The 24,592-nt window shown below is 42.8% G+C and carries 14 protein-coding genes and 2 pseudogenes; all 16 read right to left on the bottom strand.

Annotation, left to right across the window (positions count from 1 at the left end; all coding sequences use genetic code 11):
- Nucleotides 1-253 precede the first annotated feature (253 nt).
- A complete protein-coding gene (locus ABHC48_RS18345; protein WP_117764029.1) occupies nucleotides 254-3,010 on the bottom strand; it encodes a YodL domain-containing protein in 2,757 nt (918 codons plus the stop codon).
- 76 nt (nucleotides 3,011-3,086) lie between these two features.
- Entirely contained in the window at nucleotides 3,087-10,769 is a 7,683-nt protein-coding gene (locus ABHC48_RS18340; protein ID WP_195700338.1) for a DEAD/DEAH box helicase family protein, read from the bottom strand.
- A gap of 3 nt (nucleotides 10,770-10,772) precedes the next feature.
- Entirely contained in the window at nucleotides 10,773-11,081 is a 309-nt protein-coding gene (locus tag ABHC48_RS18335) for a hypothetical protein (RefSeq protein ID WP_023922639.1), read from the bottom strand.
- Between the two features lie 76 nt (nucleotides 11,082-11,157).
- Complete coding sequence (locus tag ABHC48_RS18330) at nucleotides 11,158-12,246, bottom strand: DUF5688 family protein (RefSeq protein ID WP_012744288.1); 1,089 nt, start codon at nucleotides 12,244-12,246, stop codon at nucleotides 11,158-11,160.
- A gap of 6 nt (nucleotides 12,247-12,252) precedes the next feature.
- A complete protein-coding gene (locus tag ABHC48_RS18325; RefSeq protein WP_012744289.1) occupies nucleotides 12,253-12,393 on the bottom strand; it encodes a hypothetical protein in 141 nt (46 codons plus the stop codon).
- Nucleotides 12,394-12,480: 87 nt separating this feature from the next.
- On the bottom strand, nucleotides 12,481-15,537 hold the full coding sequence (locus tag ABHC48_RS18320) for a SpaA isopeptide-forming pilin-related protein (RefSeq protein ID WP_347505934.1): 3,057 nt from the start codon (nucleotides 15,535-15,537) through the stop codon (nucleotides 12,481-12,483).
- Between the two features lie 46 nt (nucleotides 15,538-15,583).
- Nucleotides 15,584-15,892, bottom strand: a pseudogene (locus ABHC48_RS18315) (toprim domain-containing protein); the annotation flags it as partial.
- Nucleotides 15,893-17,323, bottom strand: a complete 1,431-nt coding sequence (locus ABHC48_RS18310; protein WP_023922641.1) for a CD1107 family mobile element protein — start codon at nucleotides 17,321-17,323, stop codon at nucleotides 15,893-15,895. It abuts the pseudogene before it with no gap.
- Nucleotides 17,277-17,579 (bottom strand): DUF4315 family protein, encoded by a 303-nt coding sequence (locus tag ABHC48_RS18305; protein ID WP_118569209.1) that lies wholly within the window; start codon nucleotides 17,577-17,579, stop codon nucleotides 17,277-17,279. Before ABHC48_RS18305 ends, ABHC48_RS18310 begins: the two co-directional genes overlap by 47 nt.
- A 40-nt stretch (nucleotides 17,580-17,619) precedes the next feature.
- Nucleotides 17,620-20,391, bottom strand: coding sequence for a peptidoglycan DD-metalloendopeptidase family protein (locus tag ABHC48_RS18300; protein WP_347505933.1), 2,772 nt, complete (start codon nucleotides 20,389-20,391; stop codon nucleotides 17,620-17,622).
- A 48-nt stretch (nucleotides 20,392-20,439) separates the two neighbouring features.
- Nucleotides 20,440-20,550 (bottom strand): DUF3789 domain-containing protein, encoded by a 111-nt coding sequence (locus ABHC48_RS18295; RefSeq protein ID WP_118342920.1) that lies wholly within the window; start codon nucleotides 20,548-20,550, stop codon nucleotides 20,440-20,442.
- Nucleotides 20,551-20,568: 18 nt separating this feature from the next.
- The gene (locus tag ABHC48_RS18290) at nucleotides 20,569-23,025 is read right to left on the bottom strand and encodes a VirB4-like conjugal transfer ATPase, CD1110 family (RefSeq protein WP_173738624.1); all 2,457 of its coding nucleotides are present in this window, start codon (nucleotides 23,023-23,025) and stop codon (nucleotides 20,569-20,571) included.
- Complete coding sequence (locus tag ABHC48_RS18285) at nucleotides 22,907-23,371, bottom strand: PrgI family protein (RefSeq protein ID WP_118569212.1); 465 nt, start codon at nucleotides 23,369-23,371, stop codon at nucleotides 22,907-22,909. Before ABHC48_RS18285 ends, ABHC48_RS18290 begins: the two co-directional genes overlap by 119 nt.
- A gap of 23 nt (nucleotides 23,372-23,394) precedes the next feature.
- On the bottom strand, nucleotides 23,395-24,264 hold the full coding sequence (locus ABHC48_RS18280) for a VirB6/TrbL-like conjugal transfer protein, CD1112 family (protein ID WP_027090294.1): 870 nt from the start codon (nucleotides 24,262-24,264) through the stop codon (nucleotides 23,395-23,397).
- Nucleotides 24,265-24,276: 12 nt separating this feature from the next.
- Nucleotides 24,277-24,369 (bottom strand): annotated as a pseudogene (locus tag ABHC48_RS18275) (Maff2 family protein); the annotation flags it as partial.
- A gap of 88 nt (nucleotides 24,370-24,457) precedes the next feature.
- A partial coding sequence (locus ABHC48_RS18270; RefSeq protein ID WP_215691481.1) for a DUF4368 domain-containing protein occupies nucleotides 24,458-24,592 on the bottom strand: 135 nt, incomplete at its 5' end.

Here is a 24,592-nt window from a genome sequence, read left to right as displayed (position 1 = left end):
CATCATAATGGTTTATGGATCCAAAGAATCCTGGTCTGCTATATCCTTTTTTACTCATAATGTCACCCTCCTGACTCTATTAGCCTCTTGTTTGATCTCAGAATAACACACTTTTCTCATTTGGAAGTCGCATAACAGGCGACATTCTTTTATCGCATTTACATTCATTATACCATTTATAATTCTTCCGACAATACGCAATAAAGCCGGAAGCCACGTTATCATCCATGACCTCCGACTCGTTCTGCTTATTCTACACTGTCCTTACACCCAAATCAACTCCTCTCTCCGTTTTATCTTTTCCCTGCTTTTCTTGAATAATCCTCTTATTGATCTCAAGCCGTTCATGAATGGATAATTTCTTATCTTTTCCATCTACCGCCTGCTTCTGCTGTGCCGGTTTTCTATCTGTTTTTCCTACATCCTTAACAACTTCATTCGCTTCGGTACTTGTTACCCTCTCATCTGCTCTTCCTTCATATCTTTCTGCTATCTGCTGTTCTCGTCTCTCCTTCACACCTTTTTCCTCCAGATTGCAAAAACTCTGCAGATACGGAAGCACATGATTCTGCATGTCTGTCAGATCTTCCATATACTTTTGGAACTCTTCACTTCCTTTGCCTTTCTGGTAATTGATCCAATACTCATCTGTAAGCTTCATTTCATTATCATACTTCAACTGACTCACAATACCGCCATGTCCATTTCCAATATCCATTGACTTCTTAAAATGATGCAGCATCTGTTCACCTTTTTCCGCATAATATACAGTCACATATATCTTTGCAATTTTTGTAGGTTCCTCTGTCTTCGGATCACGTTTTGCATACCATTCTTTATCCATTTCTGCTGTTTTTGCATCCAGCTCAGACAGCTTCTGACATCTTGGATTCATGAGATCACTTTCTTCACAATAGTTTACATACACCATTGGTTCCATATCCTTTGGAAGTTCAGGTTCATAGGCTTTCAGTCTTTCAATCAATACTCCTGCACGAACAGACAGATCGCATTCTTCGTCTACAATATCCTTCAGATATGAAATATAGGAATGAATATTTCCACTTCTCAAATCCAGCATTACTTCCTGCACCGTATTTTCTCCCCTCTCCACATTATCTCGATACTCATACGGATCAAAAGCTTCTGCAATCTCATCCAGTGCCTCTGCCAGCTGTTCTGTGGTCATTTTCTCAGGATACATTGCTTCTCGAACATCCCTCATCGGTACATACTTGTAGTCCGGCAATGCTTCATGAATTTTCTCGATCCCTTCCCGTACCAGTGCAAGTTCTCCATAAAATCGAACATCATCCATCAGATTTCCGAATACGGTATTCCCTTTAACGATCGCAAATTCGGCTTCATCATAGTAACTGTCTTCCGGATCACGATAAATAATTCCCATTGAGCATCCCAGATACGCAGTTTTAGGATTCTCCCTATATTTTTCATAGACCGCAGCAATCTGATTAACATCGGTACTTTTTTCATAAGCTCCCATATCATGGAACTCATCACATTCTGTGGCGAAATATTCCAGATAAGGCTCTTTCTTCGGTGGCATATTATTAAGGACGTTATCAATCATGTTATAATTCGCCTCTTCCAGTTCCTCCACCTTTGCCAAAGGCTTATATTCGCCCTGGCTTTTCTGAATCTCTGCCATTACAACTTCATCCATTTCTTCTACTTTTTCCATCAACTGATCATAATCTCCACGGATGCGTTCTCCAGTCCAGCCTTCGTCTTCCAGAAGTTCCTCTGCCGCTTCTTCAATAGAAATTTGATCATTTTCATAGACGCCACCATCCATCAGACGAAAATCTTCATCGTAAAACGAATAATCATATCCTTCTTCTGTTCTCTGAATAGCAAAGTAACGTTCTCCTACCTCATATGCCAGTTCACTAAGAACCTGTTCTTCCAGATTCAGGAAAGAATCCAGCTGTTCAAAACTGATACTGTCTACAAAATGAGCGGTTACTTTTTCCCCGTCATTCAGAACTATGATATCACTGACAGACAGGGAATGCCCACGGAAATCTTCCGGTCTATCAATGTTGAACCTTTCAAAAATATCATCCAGTGACATATTTCCCGATAATTCCCCAACATAGACCAGCTTATAATCTTCTTTTTTTATCTGCATACCATGACTTTCAATAAAGCGCATATTCATAAATGCATAGTTTTCGCCCGGTGAATCGTCCTTGATCTGATAAATACCAAAGGTTCGCCTTGTTCCTAACAACAGGTTTGCCTCTTTCAAAGACTGAATCTGCGGATATTTCTGCATTTCCCATTCCAGGTTACGGAAACGCTCCAGTTCTGTCATAGACATCTGATAATGCTCCGGTCCTCGTTCAATTTCCATGCGTTCCGTGACATACATTGGTGATGAAAAATTAGTGATCAGATAGATATCTGCTCCGGCATCGTATAATTTCAGTGCTTCTTCCTGCTCAATGACACTCATAGGCTCCTGAAATGCTCCAAAATCTTCATCGGCATAATCCAGGTCATTCTCCTCTATCCGTTCCCACATCTGCGATTCCATGCCAAACAGACCTTCATGCGCCTGTATCATTTCTTTACTTGCATACTCTCCCTTGCTGCCATCGCTGCCCAGGCAATAAATCTTAGAACCCATTCTGTGATAATCCAAAGCTGCTTCTTTTCTAAGCGGCACCATGTCTTCTGCTGTATATCCATAATCACGTAATTCCAGCTTACCTATGGTTGGATCTGGTAGATCCTGAATATCCATTCTTGCATCATCCAGTAGATCCTCTACCCCTTCTTCATCTGCCTGGATCACTGCATCTGCTAGATTTCTTACCAGAGTCCTAACTTTCTCTTCCTCACCGATCAGATTCGCATATTCAAAAAGCTGTTCTTTTACATCTGTTGGAAATTCTATGCCTCTACGCTCTGCCTGACTGATCTGTCCCTGCGTGTATTCCTGCATTTTCTGTGTTTCTCTACCCGTTATCCTGTTTCTTGCCATATAAATTCCTCCTGTGTTCTAAAAAATGGCATAACCGACAGAACCTTCTTCTACCAAATTATGCCATCTTTCCTCTTTATTCCAGACCGAAGTCCCGTTTTCTGGTTTCCTTGCCAGTTTCACTTTCCCGCTGACTCTTTTCCTTATAAATCTGCAGTTTCTCATGGATAGAACCTCGTGCCGGTCTTTCTTCTTTCTCTTTTGATTCCGACTGCTCTGTTTCTGTATCTTCCCGTTCATCCATATTGAGAAGTGCATTTAACTCTGACAGTCGCTCCAGTTTTTGGTTCAGTTCCTCTTCTTTTGGAAATGGCTTCCCGACTTCCTCTTTGGCGTTTGTCATCTGCTCCTGTACCGTTTCCAGCCGTTGTTCTGCTTCTGCCAGTTTCTCCGGATAACTTTCTAAAAGATTATTGATACGAGTGATATTTCCTAGAGCATCGGCTCCCAATCGAACTTTAGCTACCGATTCATGCTTTACAGACAGGATAAACTCTTTGCTCCAACTGTCGAATTGGATTCTCATGTTAAATCCCTGATAGCTTCCAATATCCATAGCTGCATCCACAGACTTAATTTCTTTGCAGACCGCCAGAAGAGCCGCTCCTGCCTCTTTCTTTTCTGTGAACACTTTGCCACTGATTTCCATAGAAAACTGCTCTGGATCTGTGATTTTGTACTCAGAAAAATGAGCGATGTCTGCCTTGTAGCTGTCAATGATCTCTGTCAGTTTTGCAATCTGTTGTGGAAAATTCCTTGCAATATCATCTTCCAGTCGATACTGGTTATTCATGTGGTTGGCTTTTAAAAGTTTTAATTTTGCCACATCAACATCCAATGCCATCTTCTCTTTTACTGCCGGATTTCCGGTTGCAAGAGCTTTGACCTCTGCATAGGAAAGTGCCGCTTCGTCTACATCTTCACAGCTTCGCACAGGTGCTTTGCTGGTCATAATCTGAGAAATGAATTTCTGCTTGTTCTCAATCAACTGCCACATGTAGCTGTCAAATGTGGATTCAGTTACATACCGGAAGATATGAACCTTTTTATTATGGTTTCCCTGACGGATAATACGTCCTTCCCTCTGTTCCAAGTCAGATGGTTTCCAGCCAATATCCAGATGATGCAACGCAATCAGACGATCCTGCACATTGGTTCCTGCACCCATCTTTGCTGTAGAACCAATCAAAAAACGAACCTGTCCGGATTTCACTTTTCCAAACAGCTCCGTCTTCTTTGCTTCTGTATTTGCATCATGAATAAAAGCAATCTCTTTTTCCGGCACTCCTTTTTCCATCAGTTTCCGTTTCAGGTCGTCGTAGACATTAAAACTGCCATCGCCTTTCGGTGTACTCAAATCACAGAAAATCAATTGTGCTGATTTCTGTGCTGCTGTGTCTTTCCAGATTTCATAGCTTTTCTCTGCACAGACTGATATCTTGCTTTCCGGATTGTCTGGCAATAATTCGTTCACTAAACGCTGATCCAATGCTAACTTTCTTCCATCATTGGTGATTTTCAGCATATTATCAACCGCGGCATCTACTCCGCCATTTCTGACAACTTCCGCACGTTCTCCAAGGCTTTCTACGATTTCTTTCTGCTGTTCCGTTGGTTTCAGCACCACTGTTTCATATTCTGCTTCCGGCACAGGAAGCTTTAACTGATCGGAAGTCTTGATATCTGCAATCTCCTTGAACATATTCATCAGTTCCGGGATATTATAAAACCGTGCAAATCTGGACTTTGCACGATATCCTGTTCCTTCGGGAGCAAGTTCGATGCTCGTGACAACTTCTCCAAAAGTGGAAGCCCAGGAATCAAACAGTCCAAGTCCCATATTTTGTAATTTACTGTTCTGCAGATATCGCTGCATAACATATAATTCCGTCATACTATTGCTGATTGGTGTGCCCGTGGCAAAAGTAATGCCTTTTCCTCCAGTAATCTCATCCAGATACTGACATTTATTGAACATATCTGCCGACTTCTGTGCTTCGTTCTGTGCAATCCCGGCTACATTCCTCATTTTTGTATAGAGAAACGCATTTTTATAGCTGTGTGCTTCATCTACATACAAGTGATCTACTCCCAGTTCTTCAAACGTAACTACCTGATCTTTTTTTTCTTTCTGATTCAGCTTTTCCAGCCTTGTCTGCAGTGTCTTTCTGGTTTTTTCAATCTGTTTGACGGTATAACGTCCGCCATCCTGTTCATACCTTGCACTCTGAATCGCCATTTCCAGATCATCAATCTGCTTCCGCAGCATAGCTTCCTGCCTCTCATCAGAGATTGGTATACGCTCAAACTGGGAATGACCAATAATAATAGCATCGTAATTTCCCATAGCGATTCTGGCACAGAACTTTTTCCGGTTCGCCGGTTCAAAATCTTTCTTGGTTGCTACCAGGATATTGGCTCCCGGATATAACTGCAGGAATTCTGCTCCCCACTGCTCTGTCAGATGATTCGGCACGACAAATAAATTCTTCTGTGATAATCCCAGACGTTTGCTCTCCATTGCAGCCGCTACCATCTCGTAAGTCTTCCCAGCTCCTACTACATGAGCCAGAAGCACATTCTCTCCGTAAAGCTGATGTGCAACAGCATTTTTCTGATGCGGGCGAAGCTCTATTTCCGGATTCATTCCTGGGAAAGTCAAATGACTGCCATCATATTCACGGGGACGGATACTGTTAAATCGTTCATTGTAAACTTTTACCAGTCTTTCACGCCTCTGCTGATCTTTAAAAATCCAATCCTTAAATGCTGCTTTCATGGCATCCTGCTTCTGTGATGCCAGCATGGTTTCTTTCTTATTGAGGACACGGATTTCATCACCATTCTCATTGACACTCTTATCATAAATGCGGACATCTTTCAGGTTCAGGGTATCTTCCAGAATCTTATAGGCATTTGCTCTCTCAGTTCCATACGTTGCATAGGCAAACGCATTCCTTGGACTATCTGCATTTTTTCCAGTAATACGCCATTCACCATTGACCTCAGAGTATTTTACCTGTATTTCCTTCTGTGCAAGATACCACGGGGTATGAAGCAGTTCCACCATAAAAGCCTGATAATCCGAAGGCTCAATCCATGTAGCTCCAACACGCACCTCAATCTCAGACGCTTCCAGATTTCTCGGCTGAACTGCCTCTAATGCACGGACATTCGGTGTAAATTCCGGACGATTCTCTGCAAAGGTTCTCGCAGTATTTAATTTATCCCTGACATTTCCGGACAGATATTCATCTCCGCTTTCCCACTGGTCTGTCAGTGGATTCTTAAAGATAACTCCAACCAGTTCTTCTGTGATTTTCTCTTCGGTCTTTCCAGTCAGCTTTGCCATATAAGGAAGGTCTACCTTTGCCCTTTCGTTAAGAGACAATGCAAGTGCTTCTGTGGCTGTCTCAACGCTTGTCACAGCGACCGCCTTTTTAATGGTTCGCTTAGTAAACATGTCCGCTTTTCGTTTCAGCGTTCCATCTTCATTCAAGTCTTCCAGTGAACACAGCAGACAATAAGAAGAGTCATCAGAAAATGCACGTTTGTTAGCATTACTTCCAATGACTCCATACTTTGCTGTGTAGGTATCATATACCTGATTCAGTTTCTCCTGCTGTTTCTGGATTTCTTCGTCTGCTACAAATTCCTCCATCTGCATGGCGATCAATTCACGAACAGTATCACGGATTGCAACCATGCCTTTCACACGTTCTGCAGTGGCGGCAGGCATTTTCACCTGATTCATCAAAGAGTTGACACGGTAATATACCTGATCATCTACCACCGTATAGCTGTAATTTCTGACATTCGGATCTGCCGGAATACTCTCTGGCATCTCATCCAGTTCTGTTTCCACATCTACTGCCGATACCATGCTTCCATGAATGTTCTTGACCGCTTCTGCAAGCTGGAGTTCAAGGTCAGCACCTTCTATCGGCATACAGGTTGTTTCCATACCATATGGACCCGATACTTCTTTCATCTCACCCAGAATCATTTCAGGATGGTCTGCAAAATACTGGTTGACTGTAATTCCATTGGTATCACTTCCAAGATTCACCCACTCCGGCATCTCTTTTGTCATGCTGTCACGCTTCTGGAAAAACAAAATATCAGCACTGACTTCTGTTCCTGCATTTGCCTTAAAAGCTGTGTTGGGCAGTCGGATTGCTCCCAACAGATCTGCCCTCTCTGCCAGATATTTTCGAACTTCTGGTGATGCCTTGTCCATAGTTCCCTTTGTTGTGATCAGAGCAGCCACACCACCTGGACGTAACTGATCTATCGTTTTGGCAAGAAAGTAATCATGAATCATGAAATTGAAGCGATCATACTGACGGTCATTGACCTTGTATGCACCAAATGGCACATTTCCGATTGTCACGTCAAAGAAATCATTGGGATAATCTGTCTTCTCAAAACCTTTGATCTGAATATTGGCATCAGGATAGAGCAGCTTTGCAATTCTGCCGCTGATGCTGTCCAATTCCACACCATAAAGTTTGGACTGGTTTAGATTCTCCGGAAGCATTCCAAAAAAGTTCCCGACTCCCATAGATGGCTCCAGGATATTTCCCTTTGTAAATCCCAGATTCTCCAACCCCTGATACATACTGTCAATCACAATCGGCTGTGTATAATGAGCATTTAAGGTGGAAGCTCTGGCTGCCGCATATTCCTCTGGTGTAAGAACCGTCTTTAATTCCAGATATTCTGTCTCCCATGCAGCTTTTGTTTCATCAAATGCATCTGCAAGACCTCCCCAGCCAACGTATCGGGATAAGATTTCCTGTTCCTCTGGTGTCGCATTACGGTTCTCATCCTCACATTTCTTTAACAGCTGGATAGCCATGATATTGGCACGGAACTTTTCTTTTGCTGTCCCCTGCCCAAGCTCATCATCTGTGATGCGGAAGTTCGTTGCTGGAATCGGTTCTGATATTCCGTTAATCTCTTCCAAAGATTCTTTTTCTTCCGATACCTCAACTTCTCCAGATAATTCTTTTTCTTTTTTATCATAATCTGTCCACACACGATTAGAAATAGCAGTGAAATACGAGGACTCTTCCTCCATTATTTCTTCCCTGATTTCCCGTAATTTATCTAGGGTATCCGCATTTACTGTTTTGTTGTGATAATGATAATAAAGTACTTCTTGTCCAAGTTTTACATCCAGACGTTCCAATTCTTGTGTTGACATTCGATTCCAAATATCATCTTTTTCCGTATGAATCGTGAAACCTTCTCCATCATCATGATATTCTAATGTGTATTGAAGTTGATTCTCTTCTCCCTTAACTTTGCAATCAAAATCATGAATTGTTGTTCTGGTACCAGACATATATTCTGAATCAACTAATTGCAAATCAGTTATATCTTCAGCGGTTAAAGTATCCTGCTCCTGTTGTTCTCCTAACATCTGCTGTGCTTCTTCCAAGTCTGCCAGTTTTTGTGCTTCCTGTCGCTCTTCGTACTTTTCCATTTCCTCCGATGACAAATAATCATCTGTGCGGATTAACTGGCGGACACGTTCTGCAACCTTATTCCACTTTAATAGAACTTCTACTTCTGGATTGCCAATTTTTCCTTTTGCAAGTTTTAATCCTTTTGCATCATGTGATGCGTCGGAAGCACCTGCTCCTGGTATTCCGGGTGAAGAACCACCTGTTCCATATTCATTTTTCAGGAACTCAGCTGCATCTTTCATATCATAATGTTCCATGAAATATTCGTAAATCCGGTTACGTCCTCCGGCAGTAATGCCACCTCTTCTTAACACTGCATCAATTTCATCCTGTGTGATAAAGGAAAGCCCTAGACGTTCTACTTTAAATTGTTGATCCACCCAGGAGAAATCTCTCTGAAGGTCACGAAAACGCTGAGAATATACTGGATTGTGCTGAATTTCCCAACGATGATAATTACTCGGATTTTCATTCATATCCGCTTGTAACCATTCAAACTGCTGATAGATTTCTTTTTTTCCTTCTGGATCTGTCCAAGCGTTCCGAATGGTATCCTGCCAATCCGTATAAGACCGGTATTCTTCCGTATTTCTATTTGTATCTCGGAAATGAAGTGCCAGAAGATCTGTCATTTCTTTCTGTTCCTGCTCGATAGCATTATTGGAGATAAGATTATCAACGTAATTTCCCTCCTCATACATATCCCGGATCCTGTCAGCAGCTTCTTCCCACGTAACGATACGGTCAAAGTTTCTTCTTGCAGAGTCACCTCGCCGGATACGGATACCATCGTTGTCGTACCAGATACTGATTTTCTGATTATCTATGGTAAATCCTTTTCCTCCGGTGCCATATTCATCTTTCAGGAAGCTTTGCATTTCTTCATTGTCCAGACCTTCGATCAATCTTGCAGTAATATGAAACAGTGTATTTTTCTGCCCACTACCTGTGCGAAGGATATGATCGACTACTTCATCGGAAATAAGAAAAGCGGCCGGCTGTTCTAATGCAGCTGCCGCTTTCCTTATTTCTCCAAACTGTTCCTCTTCTGTTGGGAACAGGCTTAACTGTAAATAATCTCCTGGATCACCAGTTCCTCTGCCTGTGCTTTGATCTGGTTCATGTGTCTGGTCCATGCCATTGTGTCTGCCATCTTGTCTGGTGCCGGATCTTTCTCTAGAAGTTCGTTCATCAGGTTGTCTACTCTCTGTCTTGCCTGACTGTCGATCTCCATCAGATGACTGTCCAGACGGTTCTGCAGTGTCAGAATGTTGAACCTGGCTACCTTGTAATTTCTCAGATACTCTTTCCTCATCATTCCGTACTTCCCGATTGTTCCTCTTGTCTCTTCCAGGCTGATATCTGGAATCTGATACTCTCCGTTCTGGCTGTAAGTGATCTCTCTCATGCTCTGTTTCCTCCTTATTTTTTTCTCTATCTTCTGTGTTCTTTGTTTCACTTTCACGAATTAACGTGTTAAATTTATTATAAGCTACTTTCTTTTCTTTTGCAACCGTTTTCAGATCTTTTTCCAGATCATCCAATACATATCGTCCAATCTGCATCAATACCGGTCTGCTGATCTCATTCACAGAACTTCCAAGATGTCCCATAACCTTTAACTGGTTAAAATCCGTAATATGCCGAAAATCCTCTGCATCCAGATATTCCTGTACATCCAGTCCACATCGGTTCAGTAATACATACCAGACACTGTTTGTCATCAATTCCCGGAACTCCACTTTCTGATTCTGCTCGTCCAAATCTTCCAGAAAAGTACCTGATACATCCATTTGCAATTCATCGAAAGCATCCGGTAGCCAGGCCTGCACACTTTCTTCTGCCGCCTGGTGAAGAACCTCTGGCAAGCCTCCCTCTGTTGTTTCCAGTGCAAGCTGTTCCTGCAGATAATCTGCCACCAGTTGTTCTCCTTCCGGATTAAGGTTCCATAACTGTGGATCTCTGCCAAGATTTTTTACCTTATAAGTATCCTGCACATCAAAAACATATCGTAACTTCGTTTTTGGTCCGGATGTGTTATCTATCAGGGCAATTCCTTTGGAACCCTTTTTAATCCATCGGTACATCTTCTGGTTCCAGATTTCCATGGAAGCCACCGCTGTTGCTCCCGGACGCTGTGCATAGATCAAGAGCTGTTCCGGAAAAGTGTACCGGTACAGCCTGGATGCAGTATTTAGAAAACGTATCCACTCCTGCGGATTAGCGGAAACGTCCTTTGCCACTTCCTCCGTCAGCTGCTCCATTGCATATAATTTATTTGCCATCTGTTACTCCCTTTCTTCTTCCCACTTTTCTTCTACAACATCGGCAATCCGTTCCATTGCCCTTGTCACGGAAGGAAAGCTACTGCTATTATTTGCTTTTCCAATCTGATCAACAAGAAATTCCGGCATATCTGCAAGTGCTCCGGCAATCATAGCCTTTACCCTGATATCCTCCAGCATAAGAAGTTCTTTCACACCAAACTCTTCGCCAAATACATCCTGATATCTCCGTAAATCATCCAAAAGATATTCCGGTTTTAAATCTCTATCAATTTCCCTCCTTTTGTCTTCACCATATAAACACCAATCCATATTCTTTTCTCCTCCAACTTCAAAAAATTGGGGACTGCTCTGCACAGTCCCCATAAGCCATCGTTTTCTTTTCACTTTATAATGCTGTAGCAAGATCTCTCGCCTTACTCTTTGGGATTGTATCCGTCCCTTTTGCCTTGATTTCTGCCTTAGCTTTCTCCAATCTTCCATGGATTCCACCTTTTACTTCCGCTTTTTCGGCTACTTTTTCTTTCTCCAGACGTGCTTCCCTGCGCTCAGCATTTTCCAATACTGCGGTCTTTTTGTCACAGAACTGAACCTTATCAGAAAGCTGTTCCTGTCTTTCCACTTGTGTCTCATTGACTTCCTGTACCATCGCATTTAATTCTGGAACCTGTAAAATACCGTTATCCGGGAGAATCAGCACTTCATGAACGGAAGATGGGATGACAAAGTAATCACTTCCCAGGCATTCCCCAATCTGTTTTCGAATATCTTCCTGCAGTAACAGGGAAGCTCCATTCATCTTAGATTCATTGGTAAGGCAGAACATTGGATTCTCCACAGTTTCCATATCCAGTTTTTCATTCAAAAGATTCTTCGGTGTTCCTCCAAAAATCATAGATTCGATAATCTGTGTCATATCCACCAGTTGCACGCCTCTGTTCTTATCTGCCATCATCGCATCTGCCTGAATCTGTTCGACAGATACTCCCCATTCGTTCATCAGAGAAACAGTTACTGGAATACTGCTGATTCCCTCTCCATTTTCCTCCAGATTTACTGCATAATAAGCTGCAAAATCTCCGTGTTCTGTGACTACTTTGTCTGCCAAACGATCGGTATTCCATTCTTTGTCACAAATTCTCATCTGTAATTTGTCCTTCATCTTTTCATAATCAAGAATATCCGGAACTCCCATATCAAAAAATTCTGCTTTACCCTGTGCTTCAATACGCATATCAGCTACATCCCCAACACAAGAATCTACATCTTTCCCATTGATATATTCCTGGTAGAGGGAATCCAGATAGACTGTCGGTACGATTCTCTGATTCCCATTTGGAATTGTAATGCCAGTAAGCTTCAGTCCATTGTTTTTTTCTACTTCCTGAAGTTTAATTTCTGCGTCCCTGTAAGACTCTGGCAGATACTCCTTTACATTGTCTTTGACATATTCATAAAATTCTTTTCTGTTCATCATACGCTTTTACCCCTTTCTGATCATGTGATGGTTCATTCTTTTTCTGTTGACCATCTGCTCAGCTTTCTTCTGATAAGCCATCATTCTCTTTACTGTTTTCTCCTGGTTTTTTCGTGCTTCCTGTCTTTTTTCCATTGCTTTCATCATAGTTTTCTGTTCCTTTCTGTGATTTTTTGTATGAAAAAGGGAGCCTCACATAGAGGCTCCCAATCATAACCGTTGGTTTTAGTTTCCTTATTTGTTTTTCCTTTTTCTGCTGATATAAAGTCCTGCCATACCTCCTGTGGAGATTATCAGAAGCAGGATCGGCAGCCAGATATTTGTGCTGTCACCTGTTTTTGGTGCGTTTGATACCTTCGTCTCTTCATGGGACTGTGGTGTATCCGGTGTGTTCGGTGTTTCTGGAACTTCCGGCTTCTCATTTGTCAGATTAAAGGTAACTTCTACAACCGGTGTACTGTCATCTGCATAAGCAAATGTCACTTCATGCTTGGTTTGATCCAGTGTGTATCCATCCAGTGTCTTTGTTTCCACCAGATAATACTTGATCGCTGTATCATATTTGCCGTTCTTAAATGTGGCAATCTCATACAGCTTACTTTCTGCATGACCGGCAGCATCTGTCTTTAAAGTTTCCAGAACTTTTCCTTTGCTGTCACGGAGTTCAAATTCTACCCCTTTCAGTGGTTCTCCTGACGATTTATCTGTCTTATTGAGAATCACTTTTCCCTTGGCAGTATCATCTTTCATAGCCACTTTCTGGATTTCTCCGGTATCTTTCACCTCAAATGTCACATCGGCTGTCAGAAGATATCCTTTCGGTGCCTGCTCTTCACGTAAGGTGTATTTACCGATTGGCAGTTTTTCAATATAGTGTGCTTCCTCTGTGGAAATCCAGCTCTCTACTACCTGATCATCCTTATCGAGAATTGTCAGTTTCGCACCCGGAATCTCAGTTTCTCCTGTGATATCCGTCTTACTGATCTGCACTTTTGTCACATCATCTTTCATCTCATGCTTCTGAACCTCTGCTGTATTCTCTACTGTGAAAGTAATACTTTCTGCAGTGACATATCCATCTGCCGGTTTTGTCTCTGTCATGGTGTATTCCTTACCAACAACCAGTTCTTTGATCACATGGGATTCTTCCGTAGAAGTCCATTCATCTACTGTATTGCCATCTGAATCCGTTACTTTCAGGTGTGCACCTGGAAGTTCTTTGCCTGTTGTCAGGTCTGTTTTGGTCAGCTCTACTGTGGTTGGCTGATTTTCAAAAGTAAAGTCGTAGCTTACTTCTGCCTGGTCTTCTCCAGCATATTCAAAGGTAAATTCCTGTACTTCATCTGTTGTAACAAATCCGTCCGGTGCAAAGATCTCTTTCACATAGTATTTTCCGTCTACCGGAAGATCTGCCGTAAAAGTGATCTGTCCTTTTTCATCCGTTACCCGCTGCTCAATCAGACTGTCTTTCTCAAGAAGTACCTCGCCCTTTGCATTTTTGATATTTTCACTGGTATAAAGACCGAAGACACCACCTGCAAGGACACGTTCTGTATCCTTTTCTTTCTTCAGAACCGTAATCTTTACTTTCTGACGGGCATTCTGCCATTTCTCATCATAAGTGATGACTGGTGTGTCCTGATCACGGTAAGAAAGATCAACATATCTCGGCTCTTTGTCCAGCACATAACCATGGGCTGTTTTTACTTCCTTCACATAGTATTTTCCAGCCGGGAGATCTCCCATCTGTGCAATACCATTGGAATCTGTAGTAATGGTTCCCACTTTTTCATCTGCTTTGAAATAATCTTCACTGACACCATCTGCCGCTTTGATATCTTCCGCAGCAAATACATCGAACGTCACATCTGTAAGGCTTCCGGTTACATACTCAAAAAGATGCTCCACGGTACCTTTTACATGATCCAAAAGTGTTACCTTATCCAAAAACTCTCCATTTTTGTTGATGATCAGAAGTCCTGTCGGTACTTCATCTTTCATCTCTACTTTCTGAATCTCGGCGGTATCTTCCAGAGTGAACTTCACATCCGTTGCTTTCAGATATCCATAAGGTGCCATTTCCTCACGAAGAGTGTATTCCTCTCCAACTGTCAGGCGTTTGATCACATGTGGCTGATCTTTTACAGACGTCCACTGATCCACAACATTTCCTTCTTTATCAAGAACGGTGAGTTTTGCCCCATCCAGCTCCACACCTGTTGTTACATCAGATTTCGTGATTTCTACTGTTGTCGGCTGGTTCTTTTTCACAGTTTTCAGTTTTACTGTCTTCACATCCTGTCCCTGGTAAGAAGCATCCAGATTCAGAACTTCATCAGAGGATACAAATCCCGCCGGTGCCTTTAACTCCTTCACATAATACTGTCCAAGTGGCAGATCCAGCGTACATGCCGCAAGACCATCATTATCAGAAGTCATTTCCTGTAAGAGTGTGTCTGCTTTCACGATTGCTTTTCCATCTGCCTTGATATCCGCTTTGTTATAGATACCAAAGACAGCTCCTGCTACGGTTGCACCATTTTCTGCATCCTGTTTTTCTACCTGGATTGCAACTTTCTGTCGGTCATCGCCAACAGTCACTTCCTGTTCGATCACAGGTGTATCCTGATTGGCATAGACAAATGCGACTTCTGATCTGTCATGGTTCAGTACGAATCCTTCCGGTGCAGTCTTTTCTACCACATAGTAAGAACCAAGCGGCAGATTCTCTGCAACTGCTTTTCCGTCTTCTCCAGTCGTTACCGTTGTTACCAGTGCATCTTTTGCATAGATCAGCTGTCTGTTTCCGTTTTCATCTTTCTGATAATCCGGTGTATAGATATTTTCAGCTGCATAGACATTAAATTCCGCACCCTTAAGGTATCTTTCTTCATAAACAAAATCCTTTTTGAATCCGGTCAGCATTTCACCTTTTTTATAGATCGTCAGCTTTCCTTTTACCGGATGGTTCTCGTAATCTACCGTAATAATGGCATCTCCGCTCTCAGAATCCATCTGGTATGCTGTGTTTGCATCCACCGCAATCTCTACATAGTTCTTGTTGATTGTGTACCCTTCCGGTGCGTTGACTTCCTCAATGCGGTAATGTCCGATCTTCAGATTCTTCGGCATGATCAGATATCCCTGGCTGTCCGTAAAATAGGACTTATGGGTTGTTGTCACTGGGTAAGTTGTTACCTGTTCCACATACTTCTTGTTGTCCAGGTCGTACACTTTAAATTCTGTTCCTGCAATCAGGACGGATTTCTTTGTTTCATCGTCTTTTTTCACGATTTTCAGTTTTGCCTTAAACTCTTCATCCAGAAGCACTCGCCAGATCTGTAGCACAGATTACTTCATCTACTTTGGAATCTCGCATCAGTTTTTTCAAGATTCCAAACTGCTTTTTCGTGCCTTCCAATACCCTGTGTTTCCAACATTCCGGCACAATCGGCAGATCTTCATATCTCCATTTTTTATATTTTTCATCGTATTCTGATGCATCACATAATCCAACCAGATGTCCTACGCACCAGGAAACGAGATAACCGTTTCCTTCCACGTAGCCATCTTTTCTTGTTCTGGCTCCAATCACGGAAGCCAGTGCCATCGCAACCGATGGCTTTTCTGCAATCACTAACTTCATTTACTCCTGCTCCTCTTCTTCATCTTCCAGCACAGCATCATCAAAATCCTCGTCTCTCAGGATTTCTGGTTCTATACTTTCTTCCTGCTCATCTGCATCGTCTACTTCCCGCTTTTCAGATTCTGAATCTTCGGATTCATCTTCATCCTCTTCCATCTCATCCTCGTCATCATATTCATGCTTTGGTTTATAGACTTTGAAGTAATATCCTCCTGCCGCAGCTCCTACTGCAACCAGTGCAATCAGAAGATACGTTCCAAATGGACTTTTATCTTCTGGCATCTGGATTTCATCCTCTACCTTATCTTTCTCAGCTGTCTCAGTTGTTTCCGGCTTTTCTTCTTCAGCCTGTTTCTCTGGTTCTGCATAAACAGTATCTACTTCCGGAAGTGTCACGGAATCAGAAAGTGTGAAGTTCATCAGATCTTTCTCGCTGACTTCTGTAAGGAAATACACATTATCCTGAGATTTTGAATTGTCGATGATCAGATAAAAAATCTTACCACTCTTAGTTGAAATGGTATAAAACTCTTTTGTGCCTTCCGTAGCTGTTTTAGTAACAGAATCTGCTGTCTCGCCTTCTTTATTAAGCTGTTCCTCAATACCTGTCACTGTCCGATCATCCACAGTTCCTTTTGCATCTGTTGGCTCAGAAGCTTGTGCATCCTGCGGAAGCGGAGAAGTCGTTGTTTTTTCAGTTCCCGTTGCATCTGCACTGGTCGTAGTTGCCATTGCACCATTGCTGTCACTGGAAGTTTTCTGTTTCTCTGCCTGCTTCTTTGCCCATTCATAATAAGGATTCTGCAACACATACTTTTCAGAAGTATTTCCGGCACCGTCTGTTACCGTAATCTCAATCTGTTTTGTAGTAAAATCTTTCTGTGTCAGTTGCACTCTCAGCATTCCATCCTTCAGATCTGTATAAGTGGTGCCATTAACTGTTACTGCAGTAATCCCGGATACTGTATCATTCCCCTGAATCGTCAGCACACCATCTGTCAGGGAAGCAGAGAGTGTCGGCTTTTCCGTGTCATAACACTTAATAGAACGATTCTGCTCATACACCTTTCCATCACCATCTGTCACACGCACATACACTGTCTGATTTCCTGTGATCGTGATACTTCCGCTTCCAGTTACATCCTGCCAGCTTCCATCTTTTCCTGCTTTTGCTTCAATCTTTGCTATTGAGAAACCTTCCGGCATATGGCTGGCATCTACCGTAACAGCAATGGTTGTTTCTCCCTGTTTCCAGCCATCCGGTTTCTCAATCGTGATTGCAGGCGTGGTATTCTCAGCTGCATAAGCAGTCTGTGTCTGGAGCAAAGGTGTTGTCAGGCAAAGAAATGTCGTTGCTGCAAGCAGACTCTTTTTTACCCTGCTTTTAGTATTTGTTCTCTTCTTCTGTTTCATTTTTTCCAGATTCATCATCGGCTTTTATTTCCTCCTTCTGTATTTCTACCCTGCCGGGCAACTCATTTTTCATTTTCTTTTTAAAAGCTTCCAATTTCGGAATACTCATATCCATTGCACGGATAATTCTTACAATTTCCAGATTTTCTGCTTCTGTTTTTGCAATCTCCGCAGCCTTGAACCGCTTTAAATCTGCTTCATATCTGGCTTTAGATGCTTCCATTTTTTCCTTGGCTTTCTCATAATCTGCCGTTGCTTTTTCAAGACTTTTCATCTCTTCTCCTTTCCGGGCGGCTGTTATACCGCCCTTTTCCTTACCATCGCCCGAATCCATAGAAATGGCTCTGCCAGTATGGAGAGTTGATGGACGTGTACTGAACCGGATGCCCACAATGGATCATCTGACCATTGCCCACATAGATTCCAATATGCGTTACTGGTTCTCCTGCATCGTAGGTTCCGGTAAAGAAGATCAGATCTCCTGGCTGTGCTTCTGACTGGGATACTGGCGTACAAATGTTGTACAGTCCCTGTGCAGTCAGCCTTCCCGTATTTCTTACCCCGGAATGAACCAGACAGTAGCTGACAAATCCGGAACAATCGAATCCACTTGGGGAATATCCGCCCCACACATACGGTGTTCCAAGATATTTTGCAGCCTCTTCCAGTAAACGTTGCGCTGCTTCACTGGTATATTCATTACCACCAAAGCCTGTCCCTTCTCCTGTTTCCAGATAAAAGATCGGGTTTAACCGCTCTCCATTTTTCAAAAGTTCAATGTGAAGATGGCTTCCTGTAGAATTTCCGGTATTTCCTACAAGACCGATCTCATCACCTTTCGTGACGGATGCACCTGCAGATACACTCCGGCTGCTTAAATGTGCATACCGCAGTTCATAGCCTTTACTGTCCTTGATTACAACATAATTGCCATAGCTGTCGTTATAAGCAGAAGTTGTAACCGTTCCGGTCAGCCCTGCCATTACTTTTGTCCCTTCCGGTGCTCCGATATCCATACCATTGTGTAACTGATTTGCTCCTGATATTGGATGAATCCGATATCCATAATAGCTGGTCACACTGGAATACCAGTTAAAATCAACCGGTGTTGCAAACATCTGCAGGTTGCCTTTGGTATCGTTGTAGGCACTGAACAGTTCTTTCTGGAAAAATCCCAACCTGTCCTGACAGATTGACATCAGGTTTCCACTGGTCAATGTTACATTCAGCGTGTCCACATCTCTGATTCTGGTCACTTCGACTTCATTGCTTCCGTTATCATCTGCAAGATAACATTCCCAGGTCTGATGTCCATGTGCAGATGCTGCCGCATGACTGTCATAATAGACATCAAATTGTACACCGTATCTTGCGAAAGCTCCGGTATCTTCTACGGTATATTCGACACCATTCATAACTACCTTTGTTCCCATTGGAACAAACGGATTGGAAGCATCTACCGCTAAGGTATGATTGGCAGTTGGATATGCTCCACTGGCAGTCGGTCCTCCGCTCCAAATACCACAACAGATTGGACAGTTACAATATCCACTGGTCACAACCTGTCCCAAAGATTCTCCAACTCTTACTGTTGCTGTCTCCGTTACAGTCTCATTGACTGCTTCAGTAGTTAAATGATATTGCTCTGCAAACAAGGCGTCCAGCTCCGGCTTGACCTGTTCAAAAGTAAATTCTTCATACTTTGCAGACAGATAACTAATCAGGATAAACGGATCATGCTCAATAGGTCCGATGTTATATCGGTATTCCTCATGTCCTGGTTCTTCAGATTCCATATTGTTGATCCGCTCCTGCAGATTAGCTTCCAGCTGTGTGTAATACAGTTCCGCTTCCCGGATTGCCTGATCCGATGACAGATAACTGGTTCCGGTGTAAGTGATCACATTTTGTAAAAACACTGCAGAGCATGACGTGACATTCGTTATGATCAGAAACATCAATCCGATCAGAACTGCTACACTGATATACACCTTCCGGTTTTCTTTAAAAAAGTTGGTGACTTTGCCGCCAATCTTCTTGATATAATCAATCGTACCTTTTGTAGCTGTTCCTACTGTCTGTTCACTTCGCTTCGCTTTGGCATAATCCCGTTTGATCTGTTGCTTCTGAATCTGTTTTTTCAGTTTCTTCTGTTCCTGACGGGCTGCCGCCTGTGTCTGTTTCTCTTCCTGTCTTTCAAGTCTGCTTCTTTTTCTGAATGCCCTCTGTTTCCTGCGTCTGGCACTTCTCTGTTCCAGCCGGTAAACACCTTCGCCGCTTTCTTCTAACTTATGGGCACCTTCTACCGCCGCATTATCGTCTTCATTTTTGCTGATCTCACGGTGCAATGCTGCGGAAGCTGCACTTCCTGCTTTCTTGACAACAGAAGTTTTTTCTGTTTTCACAGATTCCCCTTCGCCAAACTTCAAGCGGGATTTCTTCTTTCCAGGAGCTTCTCCATCATTTGCCTGATAGACCTGTGCCTTCTTGGAATGCTGCTTTGCTTCCTTCTTCTTTTTTGCTTCCTCATAAGAAAACTTTTTGGCTTTTTCCTTCTGTTTCTGATGTCGGAAATTGACTCCATCCGTATCCATCTGGTTCAATTTCTCCATATCTTTATCATTTTTCACAGAAGCACCAGTTTCCTCATAAGCAAACTTCAAACGCTGTTTTTGTTTTGGCTTTTTGCTACCACCGGTCTGATTTCTCCGGCTGTCTCCTCTGTTTTCTGATAGATCCGCACGTTTTTCTTTCAGTCTCCCTGACTGTCCGGCTTCGGATTTTTCTGCAAGTCTGGATTCTTTTCCGACTTCAGCACGGATTCTTTTTCTATTTTGCTGTTTTCTACTCTGTCCAAGATCCTCACTTTGCTTCTCTGCCCGTATCAGTTCCGGTGCATCTCTGGATTTTTGCACAGAGGGACGAATATTTTTCCCACTCCGTTCAGACTGGCGGGAAGACTTATCCACAAGGCTTACTTCTTTTTCCCCCTGTTTTCCTCCCATCTGCACATCACTGGCACGGTTACTGACACGAACAGAAGATTTATCCGTCAGGTTTTCTTCCACCAGACCATCCTTGGTCATTTTCTGGACTTTCTTATCCCTGACTTTCATTCTCTGTTCTGCCACTGATTACTCCTCCTTCTTCGGATACCCTTTCCCTGCCTGTAATAAACAGAGAATAGCGATGCCAAATACAGCACCGCCACAAAATGTCAATCCATATGAAATTACCTGTAACATTGTTTTACTCCTCCTGTATTACCCTGCTTCGGCTGTTTCCTCCGGGCGGGTTGTCATAATCTTATAAAGGGAATTCTTCGGGAATCTGTCTACAAACGGAATAATCACATTTCCATAGAACAGAAGTCCTTCACCCTCATTACTGTTGGTTACATAAGACAGCTGGGTTGGTGAAATATTCAACTGTTTAGCCAGAATCTGCCTGTCACCGGATGCCTGGTTGAGCATATAGATAAAATCAGAGTTTTCAAAAATATTCTCGATTTCCCTGGAAGCTAAAAGATCCTTAATGTTCTGGGTAATTCCTGTCGGAATACCGCCCCATTTACGGAATCGCTTCCAGATTTCCACGCTGTAGGCTGCTGTCTGTTCTTCTTTTAAGAGAAGATGGAATTCATCCACATAGTAACGGGTGGATTTATGAGCGGAACGGTTGATCGTCACTCGGTTCCATACCTGGTCCTGCACAATCAGCATCCCGATCTTCTTCAGCTGTTTTCCAAGCTCCTTGATATCAAAACATACGATACGGTTGTTGATGTCCACATTTGTGCGATGATTAAATACATTTAGGGAACCTGTAACGTAAATCTCCAATGAAGTTGCCAGACGCTGTGCTTCCGGCTCTTCCTGTTTCCGCAACAGATTATATAAATCCTCCAGTATCGGCATCTTCTCTGGCACCGGATCAGCGAGATATTCCTGATAGACCAGCCGCACACAACGGTCAATGATCGTCTTTTCTACCGGTTCCAGTCCATTCTTTCCACCGACAATCAGTTCACACAGGGACAGAATAAAATCTGCCTTTAAGGACAGCGGATTATCTTCCTCTGAATAATTCAGGTTCAGATCCATCGGATTGATATACTGGTCTGATACCGGTGAAATCCGGATGACCTGTCCGTGCAGTGCCTGCACCAGTGGATAATACTCGGCTTCTGGATCACAAATAATAATATCGTCCTCCGTAATCAGGAAACAGTTCGTAATTTCTCTTTTTGCTGAGAAGGATTTACCGGAACCAGGTGTACCAAGAATCAGTCCATTCGGGTTCTTCAGACGCTTCCGGTCAACCATAATCATGTTGTTGGATAATGCATTCAATCCATAATAAAGAGCTTCCCCTTCCTGGAACAGTTCCTGTGTCGTAAATGGCACAAAGATCGCTGTTGCCGATGTGGTAAGCCCTCTCTGAATCTCAATTCGATTGACTCCCAGTGGAATACAGGACATCAATGCTGCTTCCTGCTGATAGTCCAGCTGTTTTAAGGAACAGTTGTATTTTTGTGCGATACCCTGTACCTGGAAGATATTGTTATCCAGCTTCTGACGCTTCTTTGCGGTATTCATCACCAACACTGTCACAAGAAACATACGCTCATTTCTGGACTGTAAATCTTCCAGCAGATTCTTTGCTTCTTCCCCGTAGGTCACAAGATCCGATGGAAGCACATCCATGTCATACCCGGAACGTACCGCCCGCTTCTGCTCTTCAATCTTCATCTTATCCAAATCTGAAATCTTGCTCTTGATCATCTTGATCGCAGAACTCTGGTCAATGGACTGGATATGAATGTTGACATTGATGCTGTCATCTACATCCAGGAAATCTGCAAGCATCCGGTCTGTAAGCTCCGGTGCAAGAATCTGCAGGTAACTCACACTTCCCAGCGTCCTTCCCATCAAAAATGTCTGATTCTTTGAAAAGTTAAAGGAAGTCGGTGCAATAAAATCTTTGGTCTTTAACCCTGTTTCCGGCAACATCTTATACTGGAACTTAAATGGTTCGATCCGATCCTGGTTGAACACATGATACATAATCTCCAGTCTTTCCAGACCATTCAAGGAATGTGCCTGTGCTCCCAGAACCTTAAAGTTATTTAAGATATCTGTTTCGATTCTTTCAAGCCTTGGTCTTGCCACCTTAAGGCTTTCTGCTTCGATTCCAAAAGTGATATACTTTGTCTTTACCAGACCATTATTTCCTTTGGAAAGCTGATTTTTCAGCATAGTACGGTACTCTTCACGAATGGCATTGAAGTCATCGTTCTGATCCGGAATATCAATGCTTTTCTCAAATTCTGCCACATCCACCTGCTGATTGATAAAAGACAGCTGCACACTGATGGAAGAATCAAAGTAATTTAAGAAATCACAATAATTCTCAAATATCGTGGTCTTATCCTCATTTAAAGCCAGCTGATAATTGATGTCATAAAACTGAATCGTCTTAGAAAAAAAGGTCTTTGTCACCTGGCAGATACCATCCTGCAGCATCCGAATATACGGAATGCTCTGCTGTGCAGTTGTAGGAATATTCTTCTGTTTCCTACGGTCCCGTTCCTGCTTCTTCCTACTCTTTTCCTGTTCTCTTTCTTTTCTGCTTTTTTTGTTTCTTCTTTCCTGACGGTTTCTTTTTTCCGCCAGGGACAGACGCTCCTGCTGAGCCTCCTGCTTTGTCTTTTTTGCCATCCGGCACACCCTCCTTTTTTACAAAGGTGGAAATCTCCTGATAAAAATTTTCTGTCTTATACGGTCTTACCGCTGGACATATAAACTTCTGTCGAATGATATTTGCCACCACTTTTTCAAAGGGAAGCCCGTCTTTTTCATACATCGCCATGAAGAAAAACGGAAGCATGATCGTTACCATCAGAATGGCAGCGATACTGGAACCGATTGGTTTTCTCATGAACAGATAAAACGGAATTCCCACAACTGCGGCAAGTGAAAAGAAAATCAACTGCCGCTTTGTCAGATTTAACGCTACTTTTGTTTTGACCTTGGTAAGGTCTTTTGGTACTGGTACATACGCCATGGTATGCGCTCCTTTCCTGCCCGTTAGTGGGCATTGAATATTGATTTGCTAAGGCTTCCGGTCTTGAATAATGAAAATGCAAGAATCACGGTATAAGCCGCTACTGAAAACATTGCTGCATGAAGGTCACTGGATATGGTCATTGCATTTACTAAAACTGCATAAATTCCCACACAGACCATCATGAAGAATCCCTGAAATGCCAGTGCGAACAAGCCTTTTAAATAGTTGTTTCCGATATTGCCCCATTCCTTATTCGTCATAGTGGCAAACGGAATTGGTGCTATGGAAGTATAAAGGTAAATTTCTATCATCCTGCCGTACAAGATTACCGTAATGATAATTGACAGAATGTGCATGGTAACACTGATCAACATCGTTTCCATGGATAGCAGGAACAAATCCCCCAGTTCCATATCTTCCAGTGCATCCACAATCCTTGTGATTGCTTCCGATGCGTCCACTGCTGTGTTTCCGGAAATTACTCCGGCGGCATTGTTGACCACATGCTGGCCAACGTCAAAGACCGCCATCGTGATATTGAACGTATTTGTCACCAGATAAATAGCTACATACGCTTTGAAGATCCAGAGGAAAATATTGTAAGTCTCAAATTCATGGAAATTGTTTTTCTGTGTTACCATCGTGATCAATTCATAGCACAGGACAAAGGTGATGATCAGTCCCGCAATGGGGACAATCACTGTTTGGGATAAATTCTGAATCAGATTAAAAATCCCTGCATTCCATCCCTGCGGTGTCTGTCCCACCTGCCCGGCTATGGTTCCCACCTGCTCATTGACAGACGTGAACATGTTATCCAAACTTGACTTGATAAGCCCGATCAGGATATCCTTTATCGCTTCCGTAATTCTCTCAATGATGGTGTTCATCTACTACTCCTCTTAAGAGAACAATGTTGCCAGCTGTGGAATCAGGGTAGTTCCCAGCAGCATGATTCCGGCACCAGCCATCAGCTGTTTGATGCCCTGGCTCTTTACTGATGTGTGATAAAGAAGTAATAGAAGTGTAAAAAATTTTGCCGTTCCTATCCGGCACATGAGGTATGTCGGATAGGTCGGGCGGTTATTCGGGCAAGTCCACCTTGCCAACAAAAGAATAATAAATCTCAATGTCCTGCCTACGGGTCTTGTTCTCGTCATAGCTGCACTCATGCACAACGATTTTCTCTACAAACTCCCGCAACAGAGTAGGGGTAAG

The sequence above is a fragment of the Ruminococcus sp. 1001136sp1 genome (assembly GCF_039841815.1).
In the GTDB taxonomy this organism is placed as follows: Bacteria; Bacillota; Clostridia; order Lachnospirales; family Lachnospiraceae; genus Blautia_A; species Blautia_A faecis.
The sequence above is the reverse complement of the archived record's forward strand: the minus strand, read 5'-3'. Positions and strand labels throughout refer to the sequence as shown.